Here is a 14,064-nt window from a genome sequence, read left to right on the forward strand (position 1 = left end):
CCTACAGCTTCATCAGGTTGCTGTCGTCGACCGAAGCGGAGTGCCTGGTCCGGAAGATCGAGACGATGATGGCGAGGCCGACCACGACCTCGGCCGCCGCGACCACCATGGTGAAGAACGCGATGATCTGGCCGTCCAGGTTGCCGTGCATCCGGGAGAAGGTGACCAGCGCCAGGTTCGAGGCGTTCAGCATCAGCTCCACGCACATGAACAGCACGATCGCGTTGCGCCGCAGCAGCACCCCGGAGGCGCCGATGGTGAACAGCAGCGCGGCGAGGTACAGGTAGTTGGCCGGGTTCACTCCGCCTCCTCCTCGGTCGGGGCCGACGTCGGGGTCGGCACGGTCTCCAGCGCCTGGCGCGGCCCGGACACCTTGGGGCGGGCGGAGGACGGGCGGCCCAGCCAGTCGGCCGTGGTCTCCTCCAGCTCGGCCATCCGCCGGAGCATCTCCTGGCTGACGTCGCGGATCTGGCCGCGCTCGCGCAGGGTGCCCATCACCGAGTCCTCGGCGACGGTGCCGTCCGGCAGCAGCGCCGGGACGTCCACCGCGTTGTGCCGGGCGTACACGCCGGGGGCGGGCAGCGGCGGCACCTGGATGTTGTCCCTGACCCGCCGGGCGGCCAGCTGGCGCTGGGTCAGCGGGGCGCGGACCTTCTCGCGGTGGGTCAGCACCATCGCGCCGACCGCCGCGGTGATCAGCAGCGCGCCGGTCACCTCGAACGCCCAGACGTACTTGGTGAAGATCAGCCGGGCCAGGCCCTGCACGTTGCCCTCGGCGTTCGCCCCGGACAGCCCGGTGAAGTTGCGCAGGTGGGCGTTGGCCAGGCCGGCGATCAGCAGCACGCCGAAGCCCAGGCCGCAGAGCACCGCGGCGATCCGCTGGCCCTTCAGCTGCTCCTTGAGCGAGTCCGCCGAGGAGACGCCGACCAGCATCACCACGAACAGGAACAGCATCATGATCGCGCCGGTGTAGACCACGATCTGCACCACGCCGAGGAAGACCGCGCCCTGCGCCATGTAGCAGACCGCCAGCGCGAGCATGGTGGCCGCCAGGCAGAGCGCCGAGTGCACGGCCTTCCGCATCAGCAGCATGCCGAGCGCCCCGCCGACCGCGACCACGGCCAGCACCCAGAACTGCACGGCCTCGCCGGTGGAGGTCATGACCGCTCCTCCTTCTCGCGCTCGTGCCGCTCCTGCCGGACGGTGCCGGGCGCCGCGCCGGTGACCTCGCCCCGGTAGTACGCGCCCTCGTCGGCGCCCGGGAAGATCGCGTGCGGGGCGTCGACCATGCCCTCGGTCAGCCCGACCAGCAGCTGCTCCTTGGTGAAGATCAGGTCCTGCCGGGAGGAGTCCGCGAGCTCGTACTCGTTGGTCATGGTCAGCGCCCGGGTCGGACACGCCTCGATGCACAGCCCGCACAGGATGCAGCGGGCGTAGTTGATCTGGTAGACCGCGCCGTAGCGCTCGCCGGGCGAGTAGCGCTCCTCGTCCCGGTTGTCGGCGCCCTCGACGTAGATGGCGTCGGCCGGGCAGGCCCAGGCGCACAGCTCGCAGCCGACGCACTTCTCCAGTCCGTCCGGGTGCCGGTTGAGCTGGTGGCGGCCGTGGAAGCGCGGAGCGGTGGGCTTCTTGTACTCCGGGTACTGCTCGGTGAGCCGCTTCTTGAACATGGCCCTGAAGGTCACGCCGAAGCCGGCGGCCGGCCCGAGGACCGACTTCTCTGAGGTCTCGGAGGACTCGTCAGACATTCTCGGATCAGCTCCCTTCGGAATGGTCGGCCCCGTTGAGGGCGTCCTGGAGTTGCGGGGTCCGGCGGCGGCGGCGCGGGACGGGCGGCAGTTCCTGCCCGGGCAGCGGCGGCACGGGGTAGCCCCCGGCCATCGGGTCGAACGCCGGCTCGGCGGCGGGCGGTTCGGCGGGCTTCTTGCGCAGCAGGTCGACCACCAGCGCGGCCAGCAGGACCACCGCCAGCGGCGCGCCCACGTACAGCACCACCTTGGCGAAGTCGTAGCCCTCGTTGCGCAGCGCCCGCACGGTGGCGACCATCACCAGCCAGACCAGCGAGACCGGGATGAGCACCTTCCAGCCGAGCTTCATGAACTGGTCGTAGCGCAGCCGGGGCAGGGTGCCGCGCAGCCAGATGAAGAAGAACAGCAGCAGCTGGATCTTCAGCACGATCCAGAGCATCGGCCACCAGCCGTGGTTGGCGCCCTCCCAGAAGGTCGAGACGGGCCACGGGGCGCGCCAGCCGCCCAGGAACAGGGTGGAGGCGACCGCCGAGACGGTGACCATGTTGACGTACTCGGCCAGCATGAACATCGCGAACTTCAGCGAGGAGTACTCGGTGTTGAAGCCGCCGACCAGCTCGCCCTCGGCCTCCGGGAGGTCGAACGGGGCCCGGTTGGTCTCGCCGACCATCGCGATGACGTACACGATGAAGGACACCGGCAGCAGCACCGCGAACCAGGTGGGCTGCTGCGAGGAGACGATCTCCGAGGTGGACATCGAGCCCGAGTAGATGAACACCGCCGCGAAGGACAGGCCCATCGCGATCTCGTAGCTGATCATCTGCGCGGAGGAGCGGATGCCGCCGAGCAGCGGGTACGTCGAGCCGGACGACCAGCCGGCCAGCACGATGCCGTAGATGCCCACCGAGGCGGTGGCCAGGATGTACAGCAGCGCGATCGGCAGGTCGGTCAGCTGGAGCGGCGTCCGGGTGCCGAAGATCGACACCTGGTTGTCGGCCGGGCCGAACGGGATCACCGCGAACGCCATGAACGCGGGGATCGCCGCCACCACCGGCGCCAGCACGTAGACCGCCTTGTCGGCGCCCTTGACCACCAGGTCTTCCTTGAGCGCCAGCTTCACACCGTCGGCCAGCGACTGCAGCATGCCCCACGGGCCGTGCCGGTTCGGGCCGATCCGCAGCTGCATCCAGGCGACGACCTTGCGCTCCCAGACGATGGCGATCAGCACCGTCAGCACCAGGAACGCGAAGCAGAACACCGCCTTCAGCAGCACCAGCCACCACGGGTCGCGGCCGAAGAAGCCGAGCGTGTCGGCGGCGGCCAGGGGGGCAGCGAGGGGGCTCATGATTCCTCCGCCGGGGCGATGGTGACCAGGTGGCCGACCGTGGTGCCGAGCGTGCGGTACGCGCCGCCGTCCGGCGTCGAGTTGAGCGGCAGCCAGACCGTGCGGTCCGGCATCGCGTCGGTGATCTCCAGCGGCAGGGTCAGCGACCCGGCCGGTCCGGTGACCCGCAGCGCGCCGCGCGCACCGACCTCGGCGGCGGTGGCCGCGGACAGCCGGGCCACCACCGGGTGCCGGGTGCCGGCCAGGTGGGTGTCGCCGTCCTGCAGCGAGCCGTGGTCCAGCAGCATCCGGTGCCCGGCCAGCACGGCCTGCCCGGTGGCCGGGCGGGGCAGCGCGGCGGGGTGCGCGGCGGGCGCGGCCGGGCGGGTGCCCTGCCACGGGGTGAAGCGGTCCAGCTCCAGCCGGGCCGCCCGGACGTCGGGCAGGCCGATCGGCCGGTCCAGCGCGTCCGCGAGCATGTTCAGCACCCGGACGTCGGCGTGCAGGTGGCCGCGCATCAACTGGTCGGGCTTGAGCGCGGGTTCGAACATCCGGACCCGGCCCTCCCAGTCCAGGAAGGTGCCGGCCTTCTCGGCGACCGCCGCGACCGGCAGCACCACGTCGGCGTGCGCGGTGACCGCGGACGGGCGCAGCTCCAGCGAGAGCACGAACTCCGCCCGGGCCAGCGCCGCCTCGGCCAGCGCCGGGTCCGGCAGGTCCTCCAGGCCGACCCCGCCGACCACCAGCGCGTCCAGCTCGCCCGCGGCGGCGGCGGCCAGGATCTCGCCGGTGTCGCGGCCGGGGCGGGCCGGCAGCTCGGCGACGCCCCAGTGGGCGGCGGCCTCGGCGCGGGCGGCGGGCACCGCGACGGCCCGGCCGCCGGGCAGCAGCCCGGGCAGCGCGCCCGCCTCGACGGCGCCGCGCTCACCGGCCCGGCGCGGCACCCAGGCGAGCCTCGCCCCGGTGGCGTGCGCCAGGCGCAGCGCGGCGGTCGGGCCGCCGGCGGTCTGCGCGAGCCGCTCGCCGACCAGCACGACGGCGCCCGGGGAGCGCAGCGCGTCCGCGCAGCGTCCGGCGTCGTCGGCGAGCACCTCGTCGCCGGCCAGCGCCGCCAGCCACTCGACCTCGGTGCCGGGGGCGGCCGGCAGCAGCGCGCCGTGCAGCTTGGCCAGGCCGCGGGAGGCGTGCGAGGCGATCGAGAACACCCGCAGCCCGGACGCCCGGTTGGCCTTGCGCAGCCGCAGGAAGACGATCGGCGCCTCCTCCTCGGCCTCCAGCCCGACCAGCAGCACCGCCGGGGCGGCCTCCAGCTGCCGGTAGGTCACCCCGCCGCCGTCCAGGTCCACGCCCGTCCCCGCGACCGCCGCCGCCAGGAAGTCGGCCTCCTCGGCGCTGTGCGGCCGGGCCCGGAAGTCGACGTCGTTGGTGCCGAGCGCGACGCGGGCGAACTTGCCGTAGCCGTACGCGTCCTCGACCGTCACCCGGCCGCCCGCGAGCACCGCGGCGCGCGCCCCGCGCAGCCCCTCGGCGGCCCGGGCCAGCGCCTCCGGCCAGGACGCGGCGACGAGTTCGCCGTCGCGGCGGACCAGCGGGGTGGTGAGGCGGTCGCGCTGCTGGGCGTAGCGGAACGCGAACCGGCCCTTGTCGCAGTTCCACTCCTCGTTGACCTCCGGCTCGTTGCCGGCCAGGCGCCGCAGCACCTTGCCGCGCCGGTGGTCGGTGCGCTGCCCGCAGCCCGCCGAGCAGTGCTCGCACACCGACGGGGAGGAGACCAGGTCGAACGGGCGGGAGCGGAACCGGTAGGCGGCGGAGGTGAGCGCGCCGACCGGGCAGATCTGGATGGTGTTGCCGGAGAAGTAGGAGTCCAGCGGCTGGTCCGCGCCGGTGCCGACCTGCTGGAGCGCGCCGCGCTCCACCAGGTCGATGAACGGGTCGCCGGCGATCTGCTGCGAGAAGCGGGTGCAGCGGGCGCACAGCACGCAGCGCTCGCGGTCCAGCAGCACCTGGGTGGAGAGCGGGACCGGCTTCTCGTACGTCCGCTTGACGCCCTCGAACCGGGAGTCGGGGTCGCCGGTGGACATCGCCTGGTTCTGCAGCGGGCACTCGCCGCCCTTGTCGCAGACCGGGCAGTCCAGCGGGTGGTTGATCAGCAGCAGTTCCATCACGCCGCGCTGCGCCTTCTCGGCGACCGGCGAGGACAGCTGGGTGCGCACCACCATGCCCTCGGCGACCGGGATGGTGCAGGAGGCGACCGGCTTGCGCTGCCCCTCGACCTCCACGATGCACTGGCGGCACGCCCCGGCGGGGTCGAGCAGCGGGTGGTCGCAGAAGCGCGGGACCTGGGTGCCGATCTGCTCGGCGGCGCGGATCACCAGCGTGCCCTTGGGGACGCTGACCTCGGTGCCGTCGATGGTGAGCGTGACCAGCTCGGTCTGGGTGGAAGGCTCCGTGACCGTCACGCGTGCACCTCCCTCTCGGTGGCGGACTCGTGGGCGGAGGCCCGGCCGGCCCAGACGGTGGAGGCCGCCGGGTCGAACGGGCAGCGGTGTTCGTCGATGTGCTGCTGGTACTCGGCGCGGAAGTGCTGGAGCGAGGAGACGATCGGGCTGGCCGCGCCGTCGCCCAGCGCGCAGAAGGACTTGCCGTTGATGTTGTCGGCGATGTCCAGCAGCTTCTCCAGGTCGCCGGCCGCGCCCTGCCCGGCCTCGATCCGCTTGAGCAGCTGGACCAGCCAGTAGGTGCCCTCGCGGCACGGGGTGCACTTGCCGCAGGACTCGTGGGCGTAGAACTCGGTCCACCGGGTGACGGCCCGCACCACGCAGGTGGTCTCGTCGAAGACCTGGAGCGCCTTGGTGCCGAGCATCGAGCCGGCCGCGCCGACGCCCTCGTAGTCCAGCGGGACGTCCAGGTGCTCCTCGGTGAACATGGGGGTCGAGGAGCCGCCCGGGGTCCAGAACTTGATCCGGTGCCCGGCCCGGACGCCGCCGGAGACGTCCAGCAGCTGGCGCAGCGTGATGCCGAGCGGCGCCTCGTACTGGCCGGGGTTGGTGACGTGCCCGGAGAGCGAGTACAGCGTGAAGCCGGGCGACTTCTCGGTGCCCAGCGACGTGAACCAGTCCTTGCCGCGGGCCAGGATCGGCGGCACCGAGGCGATCGACTCGACGTTGTTCACCACCGTCGGGCAGGCGTACAGGCCGGCGATCGCCGGGAACGGCGGGCGCAGCCGGGGCTGGCCGCGGCGGCCCTCCAGCGAGTCGAGCAGCGCGGTCTCCTCGCCGCAGATGTACGCGCCCGCGCCGGCGTGCACGGTGATGTCCAGGTCGATGCCGGAGCCCTGGATGTCCTTGCCGAGGTACCCGGCCTCGTACGCCTCGGCGACGGCCGCCTGGAGGCGGCGCAGCACCGGGACGACCTCGCCGCGCAGGTAGACGAAGGCGTGCTCGCAGCGGATCGCGTACGAGGCGATGACCATGCCCTCGATCAGCGCGTGCGGGTTGGCGAACAGCAGCGGGATGTCCTTGCAGGTGCCCGGCTCGGACTCGTCGGCGTTGACCACCAGGTAGTGCGGCTTGCCGTCGTTCTGCGGGATGAACTGCCACTTCATGCCGGTGGGGAAGCCGGCGCCGCCGCGGCCGCGCAGGCCGGCGTCCTTGACCAGGGCGATCACGTCGTCCGGGGGCATCGCGAGGGCGGCGGCCAGGCCGTCGTAGCCGCCGTGGCGGCGGTAGGTCTCCAGGGTCCAGGGGCGCTGGTCGTCCCAGGACGCGGAGAGGACCGGGGAGAGGAGCTTCTCGGCCGGCTCGGCGGAGGTCATCACGCTTCCGTCCCTTCGTGCCGCGGGGAGACCACCTTGGCGCCCGGGGTGCCGGGCAGCGCCTCGCCCCGGGCCAGCCGTAGGCCGGCCAGCGAGGGCGCGCCGCCGGCCCCGGACTCGTCGACCGCGCCGGGGCGCTCGTCGGCGAAGCCGGCCAGGATGCGGGAGGTCTGCTTGAACGAGCAGAGCTTGGCGCCGCGGGTGGGCGCCACCTCCTGCCCGGCGCGCAGCTGGTCGACCAGCTGCTTGGCGCTCTCCGGCGTCTGGTTGTCGAAGAACTCCCAGTTGACCATCACCACGGGGGCGTAGTCGCAGGCCGCGTTGCACTCGATCCGCTCGATCGAGACCGAACCGTCCTCGGTGGTGCGGTTGTTGGCGATCCCGAGGTGCTCGGAGAGCTCGTCGAAGATCTGGTCGCCGCCGAGCACCGCGCACAGCGTGTTGGTGCACACGCCGACGTGGTACTCGCCGGCCGGGCGCCGCCGGTACATGGTGTAGAAGGTGGCGACCGCGGTGACCTCGGCGGTGGTCAGGTCCAACTGCTCGGCGCAGAACCGGATGCCGGTCGGCGTGACGCAGCCGTCCTCGGCCTGCACCAGGTGCAGCAGCGGCAGCAGCGCCGAGCGGGACTGCGGGTAGCGGGCGATCAACTCCCGGGCGTCGGCGGCGAGTCGCTGCTCAACCTCCGGCGGGTAGGGCTTGGCCGGCAGCGCCGGCAGGCCGAGTTCTGTGCTGCTCACCGGTCCACGCCTCCCATCACCGGGTCGATCCCGGCCACCGCCACGATCACGTCGGCCAGCGGGCCGCCCTCGCACATCGCGGCCATCGTCTGCAGGTTGGTGAACGACGGGTCGCGGAAGTGCACCCGGTAGGGCCGGGTGCCGCCGTCGCTGACCACGTGCACGCCGAGTTCGCCCTTGGGCGACTCCACCGCGGCGTAGGCCTGGCCGACCGGGACCTTGAAGCCCTCGGTGACCAGCTTGAAGTGGTGGATCAGGGCCTCCATCGAGGTGCCCATGATCTTCCGGATGTGGTCCAGCGAGTTGCCCATGCCGTCGGGGCCGACGGCCAGCTGGGACGGCCAGGCGATCTTCTTGTCGGCCACCATGACCGGCCCGGGGGCCAGCCGCTCCAGGCACTGCTCGACGATCCGCAGCGACTGCCGCATCTCCTCCAGCCGGATCAGGAACCGCCCGTAGGAGTCCGCGGTGTCGGCCACCGCGACGTCGAAGTCGTAGGTCTCGTAGCCGCAGTACGGGTCGGACTTGCGCAGGTCGTGCGGCAGCCCGGTGGCCCGCAGGATCGGGCCGGTGGCGCCGAGCGCCAGGCAGCCGGGCAGGTCGAGGAAGCCGACGTCGACCAGCCGGGCCTTGAACACCGGGTTGTCGGTGGCCAGTTTGTCGTACTCGTGCATCCGCGAGCGCAGCAGGTTGACGCCCTCGCGGATCTTGTCGACCGCGCCGGGCGGCAGGTCCTGGGCCAGGCCGCCGGGGCGGACGTAGGCGTGGTTCATCCGCAGGCCGGTGACCAGCTCGAAGATGTCCAGGACGACCTCGCGGTCCCGGAAGCCGTAGATCATCAGGGTGGTGGAGCCGATCTCCATGCCGCCGGTGGCCAGTGCCACCAGGTGCGAGGAGATCCGGTTGAGCTCCATCATCAGCACCCGGATCACGGTGGCCCGCTCGGGCACGTCGGCGGTGATCCCGAGCAGCTTCTCCACGGCCAGGCAGTAGGCGGTCTCGTTGTACAGCGGGGTGAGGTAGTCCATCCGCGTCACGAACGTGGTGCCCTGCACCCAGTTGCGGAACTCCATGTTCTTCTCGATGCCGGTGTGCAGGTAGCCGATGCCGCAGCGGGCCTCGGTGACCGTCTCGCCGTCGATCTCCAGGATCAGCCGCAGCACGCCGTGGGTGGACGGGTGCTGCGGGCCCATGTTGACGATGATCCGCTCGTCGTCGGCGCCGGCCACCGCCTCGGCGACCTCGCCCCAGTCGCCGCCGGTGACGGTGAACACCCGTCCCTCGGTGGTCTCCCGGGCGCCTGCTTCGTAGTGGGTGCTGCTCATCAGCTGTACGACCTCCGCTGGTCGGGAGCCGGGATCTGGGCGCCCTTGTACTCGACGGGGATGCCGCCGAGCGGGTAGTCCTTGCGCTGCGGGTGGCCGAGCCAGTCGTCCGGCATCATGATCCGGGTGAGCGCCGGGTGGCCCTCGAAGACCAGGCCGAAGAAGTCGTAGGTCTCCCGCTCGTGCCAGTCGTTGGTCGGGTAGACGCTCACCACGGACGGGACGCGCGGGTCCGCGTCGGGCGCGGTGACCTCCAGCCGGATCAGCCGGGTGTGGGTGATCGAGCGCAGGTGGTAGACGGCGTGCAGCTCCCGGCCCCTGTCCTGCGGGTAGTGCACGCCGCTGACGCCCAGGCACAGCTCGAAGCGGAGCGCCGGGTCGTCGCGCAGGATGCGCACCGACTTCAGCAGGTGCTCGCGCTCGATGTGGAAGGTCAGTTCGCCGCGGTCGACGACGGTCTTGCCGATCACGTCGGCGACGTCGAGGCCCTGCTCCTCCAGCGCGCCCTCGAACTCGTCGGCCACCTCGTCGAACCAGCCGCCGTAGGGGCGCTCGCTGGCGCCGGGCAGCACGATCGGGGCGTCCAGGCCGCCGAAGCCGGAGGTGTCGCCGGTGCCGCGGGCGCCGAACATGCCCTGCCGGCGGCCGACCACCTCGACCGGGATCTCCCGCCGGGTCGCCGGCACCTCGGGCGCCTGCTCCGGCTTGTCGGAGTCGCTCATCGCAGCAGCCCCCGCATCTCGCTGGTCGGGACGGCCTGCAGCGCGAGGCGCTCGGCCTCCTCCTCGGCCCGGCGGCGGTTCACGCCGAGCTTCTCGTGCTGGATCTTCTCGTGCAGCTTGACGATCGCGTCCAGCAGCATTTCCGGGCGGGGCGGGCAGCCCGGCAGGTAGATGTCCACCGGGACGATGTGGTCGACGCCCTGGACGATCGCGTAGTTGTTGAACATGCCGCCCGAGGAGGCGCACACGCCCATCGAGATGACCCACTTCGGGTTCGGCATCTGGTCGTAGACCTGCCGCAGCACCGGCGCCATCTTCTGGCTCACCCGGCCCGCCACGATCATCAGGTCGGCCTGCCGGGGCGAGCCCCGGAAGACCTCCATGCCGAACCGGGCCAGGTCGTAGCGGCCCGCGCCGGTGGTCATCATCTCGATCGCGCAGCAGGCCAGACCGAAGGTCGCCGGGAAGACCGAAGCCTTCCGCACCCAGCCCGCGGCAGCCTCCACGCTGGTGAGCAGGAAGCCGCTCGGCAGCTTCTCCTCGATACCCATCAGTTCCCTCTCCATGCCTTCGAGTCCGTTGGCTTGTCCGCCCGTTCACAAACGGCGGCCGGTGGTCAGTCCCACTCCAGGCCGCCGCGGCGCCAGACGTAGGCGTAGGCGACGAACACGGTGGCGATGAACAGGAGCATCTCGACCAGCCCGAAGATCCCCAGGGCGTCGAAGCTGACCGCCCACGGGTAGAGGAAGACGATCTCGATGTCGAAGACGATGAAGAGCATCGCCGTCAGGTAGTACTTGATCGGGAACCGCCCGCCGCCCACCGGCTGCGGGGTCGGTTCGATACCGCACTCGTACGCCTCCAACTTGGCCCGGTTGTAGCGCTTCGGGCCGGTGAGCGAGGCCATCACGACGGAGCCGACCGCGAACGCCGCCGCGATGGCACCGAGTACGAGGATCGGCGCGTAGGCATTCATAGCCCCCGCTCCCTCCGTCCAGTCGTCCTTGACTGCAGATCGGAACCACCAGGTCACCGACGGTGAAATGATGATCCACTTCGTGGGATCCGGCTCCATGTGAGGCAGTTCACAAAGCCAGGTTGGAGCGCATCCTATGCCTGTCCGCTTGTGATCTGCGACACGCAGTTCCCGATGATCTTTGTGATCTTCGCCACCCGACGAAGGCCCACGAAGGCGGATCGATCACCACCGCTCCACCCGATGTGGGCGATTGGCCACATACAGTCGCGATCCGGTGGGAAACGACCGCCGTTCGGCCACGCCCTATATCAATTCTGCGGCGGCCGAGGCAAATTTCGGAGTGATCCGGTGGACGTGATAGTGGATCTCACCCTGGCGGTGGACCCGGCGCGGCAGCCGCTTGACCCTTCGTTCACAAGCTCTCAAGGACGCCCGGCGCCCGCCGCCGCCCCCACTCGGTGCCCGCCAGCACCGCCACCGCCCCCAGCAGCGCGAGCGGCCCCGGCCGGTCCCCCGCCAGCAGCACCCCGCACAGCGCCGCCCACAGCGGCTCGGTGCCCAGCAGCAGGCTCACCCGGGACGGCGAGGTCGCCCGCACCGCCCACAGCTGCACGAAGAACGCGAACAGCGTGCACAGCAGCGACAGGTACAACAGCAGGCCCCAGCGGGCCGCGTCCAGGGACCCCGCCACGCTCAACGGCGACGGGCCGGCGAACGGCGACGCCAGCACGAACACCGCCGTGGCGAAGGCCAGTTGGACCCAGGTCAGGGCCAGCGCGTCCACCCCGCGCACCGCCCGCAGCCGGGCCGTCGCCAGCACGTTCACCGTCCGCGCCCCCGCCGCCCCCAGCACCAGCAGGTCGCCCGCCGACGGCGCCCGCAGCCCGCCGTCCCCGGTCAGCAGCGCCACCCCCAGCACCGACAGGGCCGCCGCCGCCAGGAACGCCCCCGACGGCGCGCTGCGCCGCAGCGCCGCCTCCGCCAGCGGCGTGAACACCATCGTCAGACTGATCACCAACCCCGCGTTGGTCGCCGAGGTGTGCACCGCCCCGTACGTCTCCAGCAGGAACACCGCCCCCAGCACCACCCCCAGCAGCGCCCCGCCGGCCCACTGCGCCGCCGACAGCCCGCGCAGCCGCCGCCACGCCACCGCCCCCAGCACCGGCAGCACCAGCCCGAACCGCAGCACCAGCACCGCCACCACCGTCTCCGGCCCGGCCACCCGCTTCACCACCAGGAAGCTGGACCCCCACACCACCGCCACCGCCAGCAGCGGCAGGTCCCGCGCGAACCGCGGACGGACATCGAGCGACACCACGGCCACGGCACGGCTCCCGGAAGGGTCGACGGGGGCCCGTGCGGCATCGGACGGGACGGTTCGGAGGGCGCCACTCTCCCGCACCCGGAAGGCGACGGGCAACCGCTTTCGCGCCCGTCCCGACCATCCCGCAAAGCCTCGGGCGGTACTTTTTCCTACCGGCGGTGCTACCGTTTGGGTATGACTGTCCCCGCCCGCAAGAGCCACGAGCGCGCCAGCAAGCGGTCGGTGTCGCTGGCCCAGTCGCTGATCAACGAAGTCGAGGAGCGCACCGGCCGGACCGGCTTCTCCTCCGTCGTGTCCGAAGCCCTGGAAGAGTGGCTGGCCGCCCAGAAGCTCCGCGAGGTGGTCGCCGCCGATCGCGAGGAGTTCGGCCCCGTGTCCGCCGAGGCGCTGGAGCAGGCGGAACGGGAGTGGTGAGCAAGCGCCTCAAGGTCAAGGCCAGGAACGAGGGCACCCTGGTCCTGGACGCCCAGGGGCTCTCGCTGCACGTCGACGGCGACGAGGGCATGCGGGCGCGCATCGAGGTGGCCGAACGCACCGGCCGCCGGGTCGCGCTCTCCGCCCTGACACCACTGGAGGTCCGCCGGAGCGGCCCCGCCGCCGACCGGCTCCGGTTCCTGCTCTCCCGCTTCGACGTGAAACCCGTCACCGACGCGGTGATGGACGCCGCCGCCCACCTGCTCGACACCTCGGGCCTCGACGGACACGAGTGCCTGGTCGACGCCCTCGTGGTCGCCACCGCGGCCCTCTGCGCGCCGCCGGTCCTGCTCGTCACCTCCGACCGGTCGCACATCCCGGCGCTGTGCAAGGCCGCCGAGGAGCTCCCGGGCTCACCCGTGGTGAAGATCGTCCACGTCTGAACCCACCGGCCCGGCCGCCCGGCGGGTCACACCTCGCCGAACGCGCCACGCCTGACGCCCGCGACGAAGGCCGACCACGCGTGCGGAGCGAAGCACAGCCGGGGGCCGTCCGGGTCCTTGGAGTCCCGGACGGTGCCGGGGCGGGCGTCGTTCACCTCGACGCAGTTTCCGTTGTTGCCGCCGCTGTAGCTGCTCTTGCGCCACTGCTCAGGCCAGTCAGGGTGGTCACTCTTGCCCATGTGCGTGTTCCTCCGCCGCCGATTCGATCAGGGGCAGGGACGCCTCCGGCGACAGCGCGGCGGCCCGCACGAAATCATAGGACAGCAGGCACTTGGCGACGGTGGACGGATCGTCGATCAGTTGACCGGCGTGAGGGCCTTCGAGATACGCCACTGGTGGGGCGTCAGCAAAGGTCAGGAGGGACAACGCACCCTCCAACAGAGCATGGGCACCGGCGGCGTACGGGAGCACCTGAACGATGATCCGGCTTCCCCGCACCAGTACCGCGAGGTGGGAGAGTTGCCCGGCCATCACCGCCGCGCCGCCGATCGGCCGGCGGATCGCGCTCTCGTCCAGGACCACCCAGAGCATCGGACTCGTCGGACCGTCCAGGAGCCGTGCGCGGTCCATCCGCAGGCCGACCAGATCGTCGGTCTCCGCAGCTGAGCGCAAGGGCTGGGCAGACCGAAAGAGGGCCCGCGCGTACTCCGGCGTCTGGAGCAGCCCCGGCACGAGGGCTGGGGCGTACTCGTTGATCGTCCGCGCCACGGCCTGGAGCTCGGCGGCAGCCGTGAAGTACTCGGCGAAGCGCGTCCGGGTGACCAGCGGGTACAGCCGGGCGAAGTGGCCGCCCGTTTCGAGCACGCTGTCGAAGCGCTCGGACAGGTCCTCCTGCGGCCGGCGGTCCGCCTTCTCGATCTGGCTGATGTACGTGGCGGAGCAGAAGACCAACTCGCCCAGCCGCTCCTGCGAGAGCCCCCGGGCCTCGCGCAGTCGGCGCAGCTCCGAACCATAGAACGACCTGGGCGACTCGTAGGGGTCCAGTGGCTTCGGGTGCACCATGCGTCAGATCCCTTTCCCGATCAGCCTGCTGCCGCCGCCAGCGTGCGGCTGGAAGTAGTCGCCCCGGAGTGGGAACGGACCGATTGCACCCGCCCGGGGGCTGTACTCCGCGCCAGCCCAGTCCGATGTTGGTGACGTATGCTGGGTATCAACATTGCCCACAGCCCCG

The 14,064-nt window shown here is 71.7% G+C and carries 16 protein-coding genes; 2 read left to right on the forward strand and 14 right to left on the reverse strand.

Translation table 11 applies throughout. The annotated features are described in order from the left end of the window. Position 1: 1 nt before the first annotated feature. From nuoK to ACIP60_RS11525, 12 genes are all read right to left on the reverse strand, one after another. Complete coding sequence (gene nuoK / locus ACIP60_RS11470) at positions 2-301, reverse strand: NADH-quinone oxidoreductase subunit NuoK (RefSeq protein ID WP_100836724.1); 300 nt, start codon at positions 299-301, stop codon at positions 2-4. Further along, positions 298-1,161: an NADH-quinone oxidoreductase subunit J gene (locus ACIP60_RS11475; RefSeq protein ID WP_400682395.1), complete on the reverse strand. Its 864-nt coding sequence runs from the start codon at positions 1,159-1,161 to the stop codon at positions 298-300. Before ACIP60_RS11475 ends, nuoK begins: the two co-directional genes overlap by 4 nt. Then, complete coding sequence (nuoI, locus tag ACIP60_RS11480; protein WP_100836726.1) at positions 1,158-1,748, reverse strand: NADH-quinone oxidoreductase subunit NuoI; 591 nt, start codon at positions 1,746-1,748, stop codon at positions 1,158-1,160. The genes ACIP60_RS11475 and nuoI overlap by 4 nt, the downstream gene beginning before the upstream one ends. 7 nt (positions 1,749-1,755) lie before the next feature. Beyond that, complete coding sequence (nuoH, locus tag ACIP60_RS11485) at positions 1,756-3,093, reverse strand: NADH-quinone oxidoreductase subunit NuoH (RefSeq protein ID WP_400682397.1); 1,338 nt, start codon at positions 3,091-3,093, stop codon at positions 1,756-1,758. Continuing rightward, positions 3,090-5,531 carry an NADH-quinone oxidoreductase subunit G gene (locus tag ACIP60_RS11490; protein ID WP_400682398.1) on the reverse strand — a complete coding sequence of 814 codons (2,442 nt, stop codon included), beginning with the start codon at positions 5,529-5,531 and terminating at the stop codon, positions 3,090-3,092. The genes nuoH and ACIP60_RS11490 overlap by 4 nt, the downstream gene beginning before the upstream one ends. Further along, on the reverse strand, positions 5,528-6,886 hold the full coding sequence (nuoF, locus tag ACIP60_RS11495; RefSeq protein WP_400682400.1) for an NADH-quinone oxidoreductase subunit NuoF: 1,359 nt from the start codon (positions 6,884-6,886) through the stop codon (positions 5,528-5,530). Before nuoF ends, ACIP60_RS11490 begins: the two co-directional genes overlap by 4 nt. After that, positions 6,886-7,626, reverse strand: a complete 741-nt coding sequence (nuoE, locus tag ACIP60_RS11500) for an NADH-quinone oxidoreductase subunit NuoE (protein WP_400682402.1) — start codon at positions 7,624-7,626, stop codon at positions 6,886-6,888. Before nuoE ends, nuoF begins: the two co-directional genes overlap by 1 nt. Beyond that, positions 7,623-8,951: an NADH-quinone oxidoreductase subunit D gene (locus ACIP60_RS11505; RefSeq protein ID WP_100836730.1), complete on the reverse strand. Its 1,329-nt coding sequence runs from the start codon at positions 8,949-8,951 to the stop codon at positions 7,623-7,625. The genes nuoE and ACIP60_RS11505 overlap by 4 nt, the downstream gene beginning before the upstream one ends. Then, on the reverse strand, positions 8,951-9,673 hold the full coding sequence (locus ACIP60_RS11510) for an NADH-quinone oxidoreductase subunit C (RefSeq protein ID WP_400682404.1): 723 nt from the start codon (positions 9,671-9,673) through the stop codon (positions 8,951-8,953). The genes ACIP60_RS11505 and ACIP60_RS11510 overlap by 1 nt, the downstream gene beginning before the upstream one ends. Next, positions 9,670-10,224: an NADH-quinone oxidoreductase subunit B family protein gene (locus ACIP60_RS11515; protein ID WP_030459087.1), complete on the reverse strand. Its 555-nt coding sequence runs from the start codon at positions 10,222-10,224 to the stop codon at positions 9,670-9,672. Before ACIP60_RS11515 ends, ACIP60_RS11510 begins: the two co-directional genes overlap by 4 nt. A 65-nt stretch (positions 10,225-10,289) precedes the next feature. Continuing rightward, the gene (locus ACIP60_RS11520; protein WP_014137597.1) at positions 10,290-10,649 is read right to left on the reverse strand and encodes an NADH-quinone oxidoreductase subunit A; all 360 of its coding nucleotides are present in this window, start codon (positions 10,647-10,649) and stop codon (positions 10,290-10,292) included. A gap of 415 nt (positions 10,650-11,064) precedes the next feature. Then, the gene (locus ACIP60_RS11525; RefSeq protein WP_400682405.1) at positions 11,065-11,976 is read right to left on the reverse strand and encodes a DMT family transporter; all 912 of its coding nucleotides are present in this window, start codon (positions 11,974-11,976) and stop codon (positions 11,065-11,067) included. Between the two features lie 174 nt (positions 11,977-12,150). Here ACIP60_RS11525 and ACIP60_RS11530 point away from each other — a divergent pair, with 174 nt between their 5' ends. Both ACIP60_RS11530 and ACIP60_RS11535 read left to right on the forward strand, forming a co-directional pair. Next, positions 12,151-12,390 (forward strand): hypothetical protein, encoded by a 240-nt coding sequence (locus ACIP60_RS11530; protein ID WP_400682407.1) that lies wholly within the window; start codon positions 12,151-12,153, stop codon positions 12,388-12,390. Further along, positions 12,387-12,833: a DNA-binding protein gene (locus ACIP60_RS11535; protein ID WP_400682409.1), complete on the forward strand. Its 447-nt coding sequence runs from the start codon at positions 12,387-12,389 to the stop codon at positions 12,831-12,833. The genes ACIP60_RS11530 and ACIP60_RS11535 overlap by 4 nt, the downstream gene beginning before the upstream one ends. Before the next feature lie 26 nt (positions 12,834-12,859). Here the strand turns inward: ACIP60_RS11535 and ACIP60_RS11540 are convergent, their stop codons facing one another. Together ACIP60_RS11540 and ACIP60_RS11545 are read right to left on the reverse strand one after the other, a co-directional pair. After that, positions 12,860-13,072, reverse strand: coding sequence for a DUF397 domain-containing protein (locus ACIP60_RS11540; protein ID WP_400682410.1), 213 nt, complete (start codon positions 13,070-13,072; stop codon positions 12,860-12,862). Then, positions 13,059-13,895, reverse strand: a complete 837-nt coding sequence (locus ACIP60_RS11545; RefSeq protein WP_400682411.1) for a Scr1 family TA system antitoxin-like transcriptional regulator — start codon at positions 13,893-13,895, stop codon at positions 13,059-13,061. The genes ACIP60_RS11540 and ACIP60_RS11545 overlap by 14 nt, the downstream gene beginning before the upstream one ends. Between the last annotated feature and the right edge of the window lie 169 nt (positions 13,896-14,064).

Origin of the sequence: Kitasatospora sp. NPDC088783, assembly GCF_044750705.1 — a bacterium.
Classification (GTDB): Bacteria; Actinomycetota; Actinomycetes; order Streptomycetales; family Streptomycetaceae; genus Kitasatospora; species Kitasatospora fiedleri.

Excerpts from the sequence above, each read along its gene's own strand:
- ACIP60_RS11475 (WP_400682395.1), bottom strand. The coding sequence starts at position 1,161 with ATGACCTCCACCGGCGAGGCCGTGCAGTTCTGGGTGCTGGCCGTGGTC.
- ACIP60_RS11540 (WP_400682410.1), bottom strand. The coding sequence starts at position 13,072 with ATGGGCAAGAGTGACCACCCTGACTGGCCTGAGCAGTGGCGCAAGAGC.
- nuoF (WP_400682400.1), bottom strand. The coding sequence starts at position 6,886 with ATGACCTCCGCCGAGCCGGCCGAGAAGCTCCTCTCCCCGGTCCTCTCC.
- ACIP60_RS11505 (WP_100836730.1), bottom strand. The coding sequence starts at position 8,951 with ATGAGCAGCACCCACTACGAAGCAGGCGCCCGGGAGACCACCGAGGGA.
- ACIP60_RS11520 (WP_014137597.1), bottom strand. The coding sequence starts at position 10,649 with ATGAATGCCTACGCGCCGATCCTCGTACTCGGTGCCATCGCGGCGGCG.
- ACIP60_RS11545 (WP_400682411.1), bottom strand. The coding sequence starts at position 13,895 with ATGGTGCACCCGAAGCCACTGGACCCCTACGAGTCGCCCAGGTCGTTC.
- nuoI (WP_100836726.1), bottom strand. The coding sequence starts at position 1,748 with ATGTCTGACGAGTCCTCCGAGACCTCAGAGAAGTCGGTCCTCGGGCCG.
- ACIP60_RS11530 (WP_400682407.1), top strand. The coding sequence starts at position 12,151 with ATGACTGTCCCCGCCCGCAAGAGCCACGAGCGCGCCAGCAAGCGGTCG.
- ACIP60_RS11515 (WP_030459087.1), bottom strand. The coding sequence starts at position 10,224 with ATGGGTATCGAGGAGAAGCTGCCGAGCGGCTTCCTGCTCACCAGCGTG.
- ACIP60_RS11510 (WP_400682404.1), bottom strand. The coding sequence starts at position 9,673 with ATGAGCGACTCCGACAAGCCGGAGCAGGCGCCCGAGGTGCCGGCGACC.
- nuoH (WP_400682397.1), bottom strand. The coding sequence starts at position 3,093 with ATGAGCCCCCTCGCTGCCCCCCTGGCCGCCGCCGACACGCTCGGCTTC.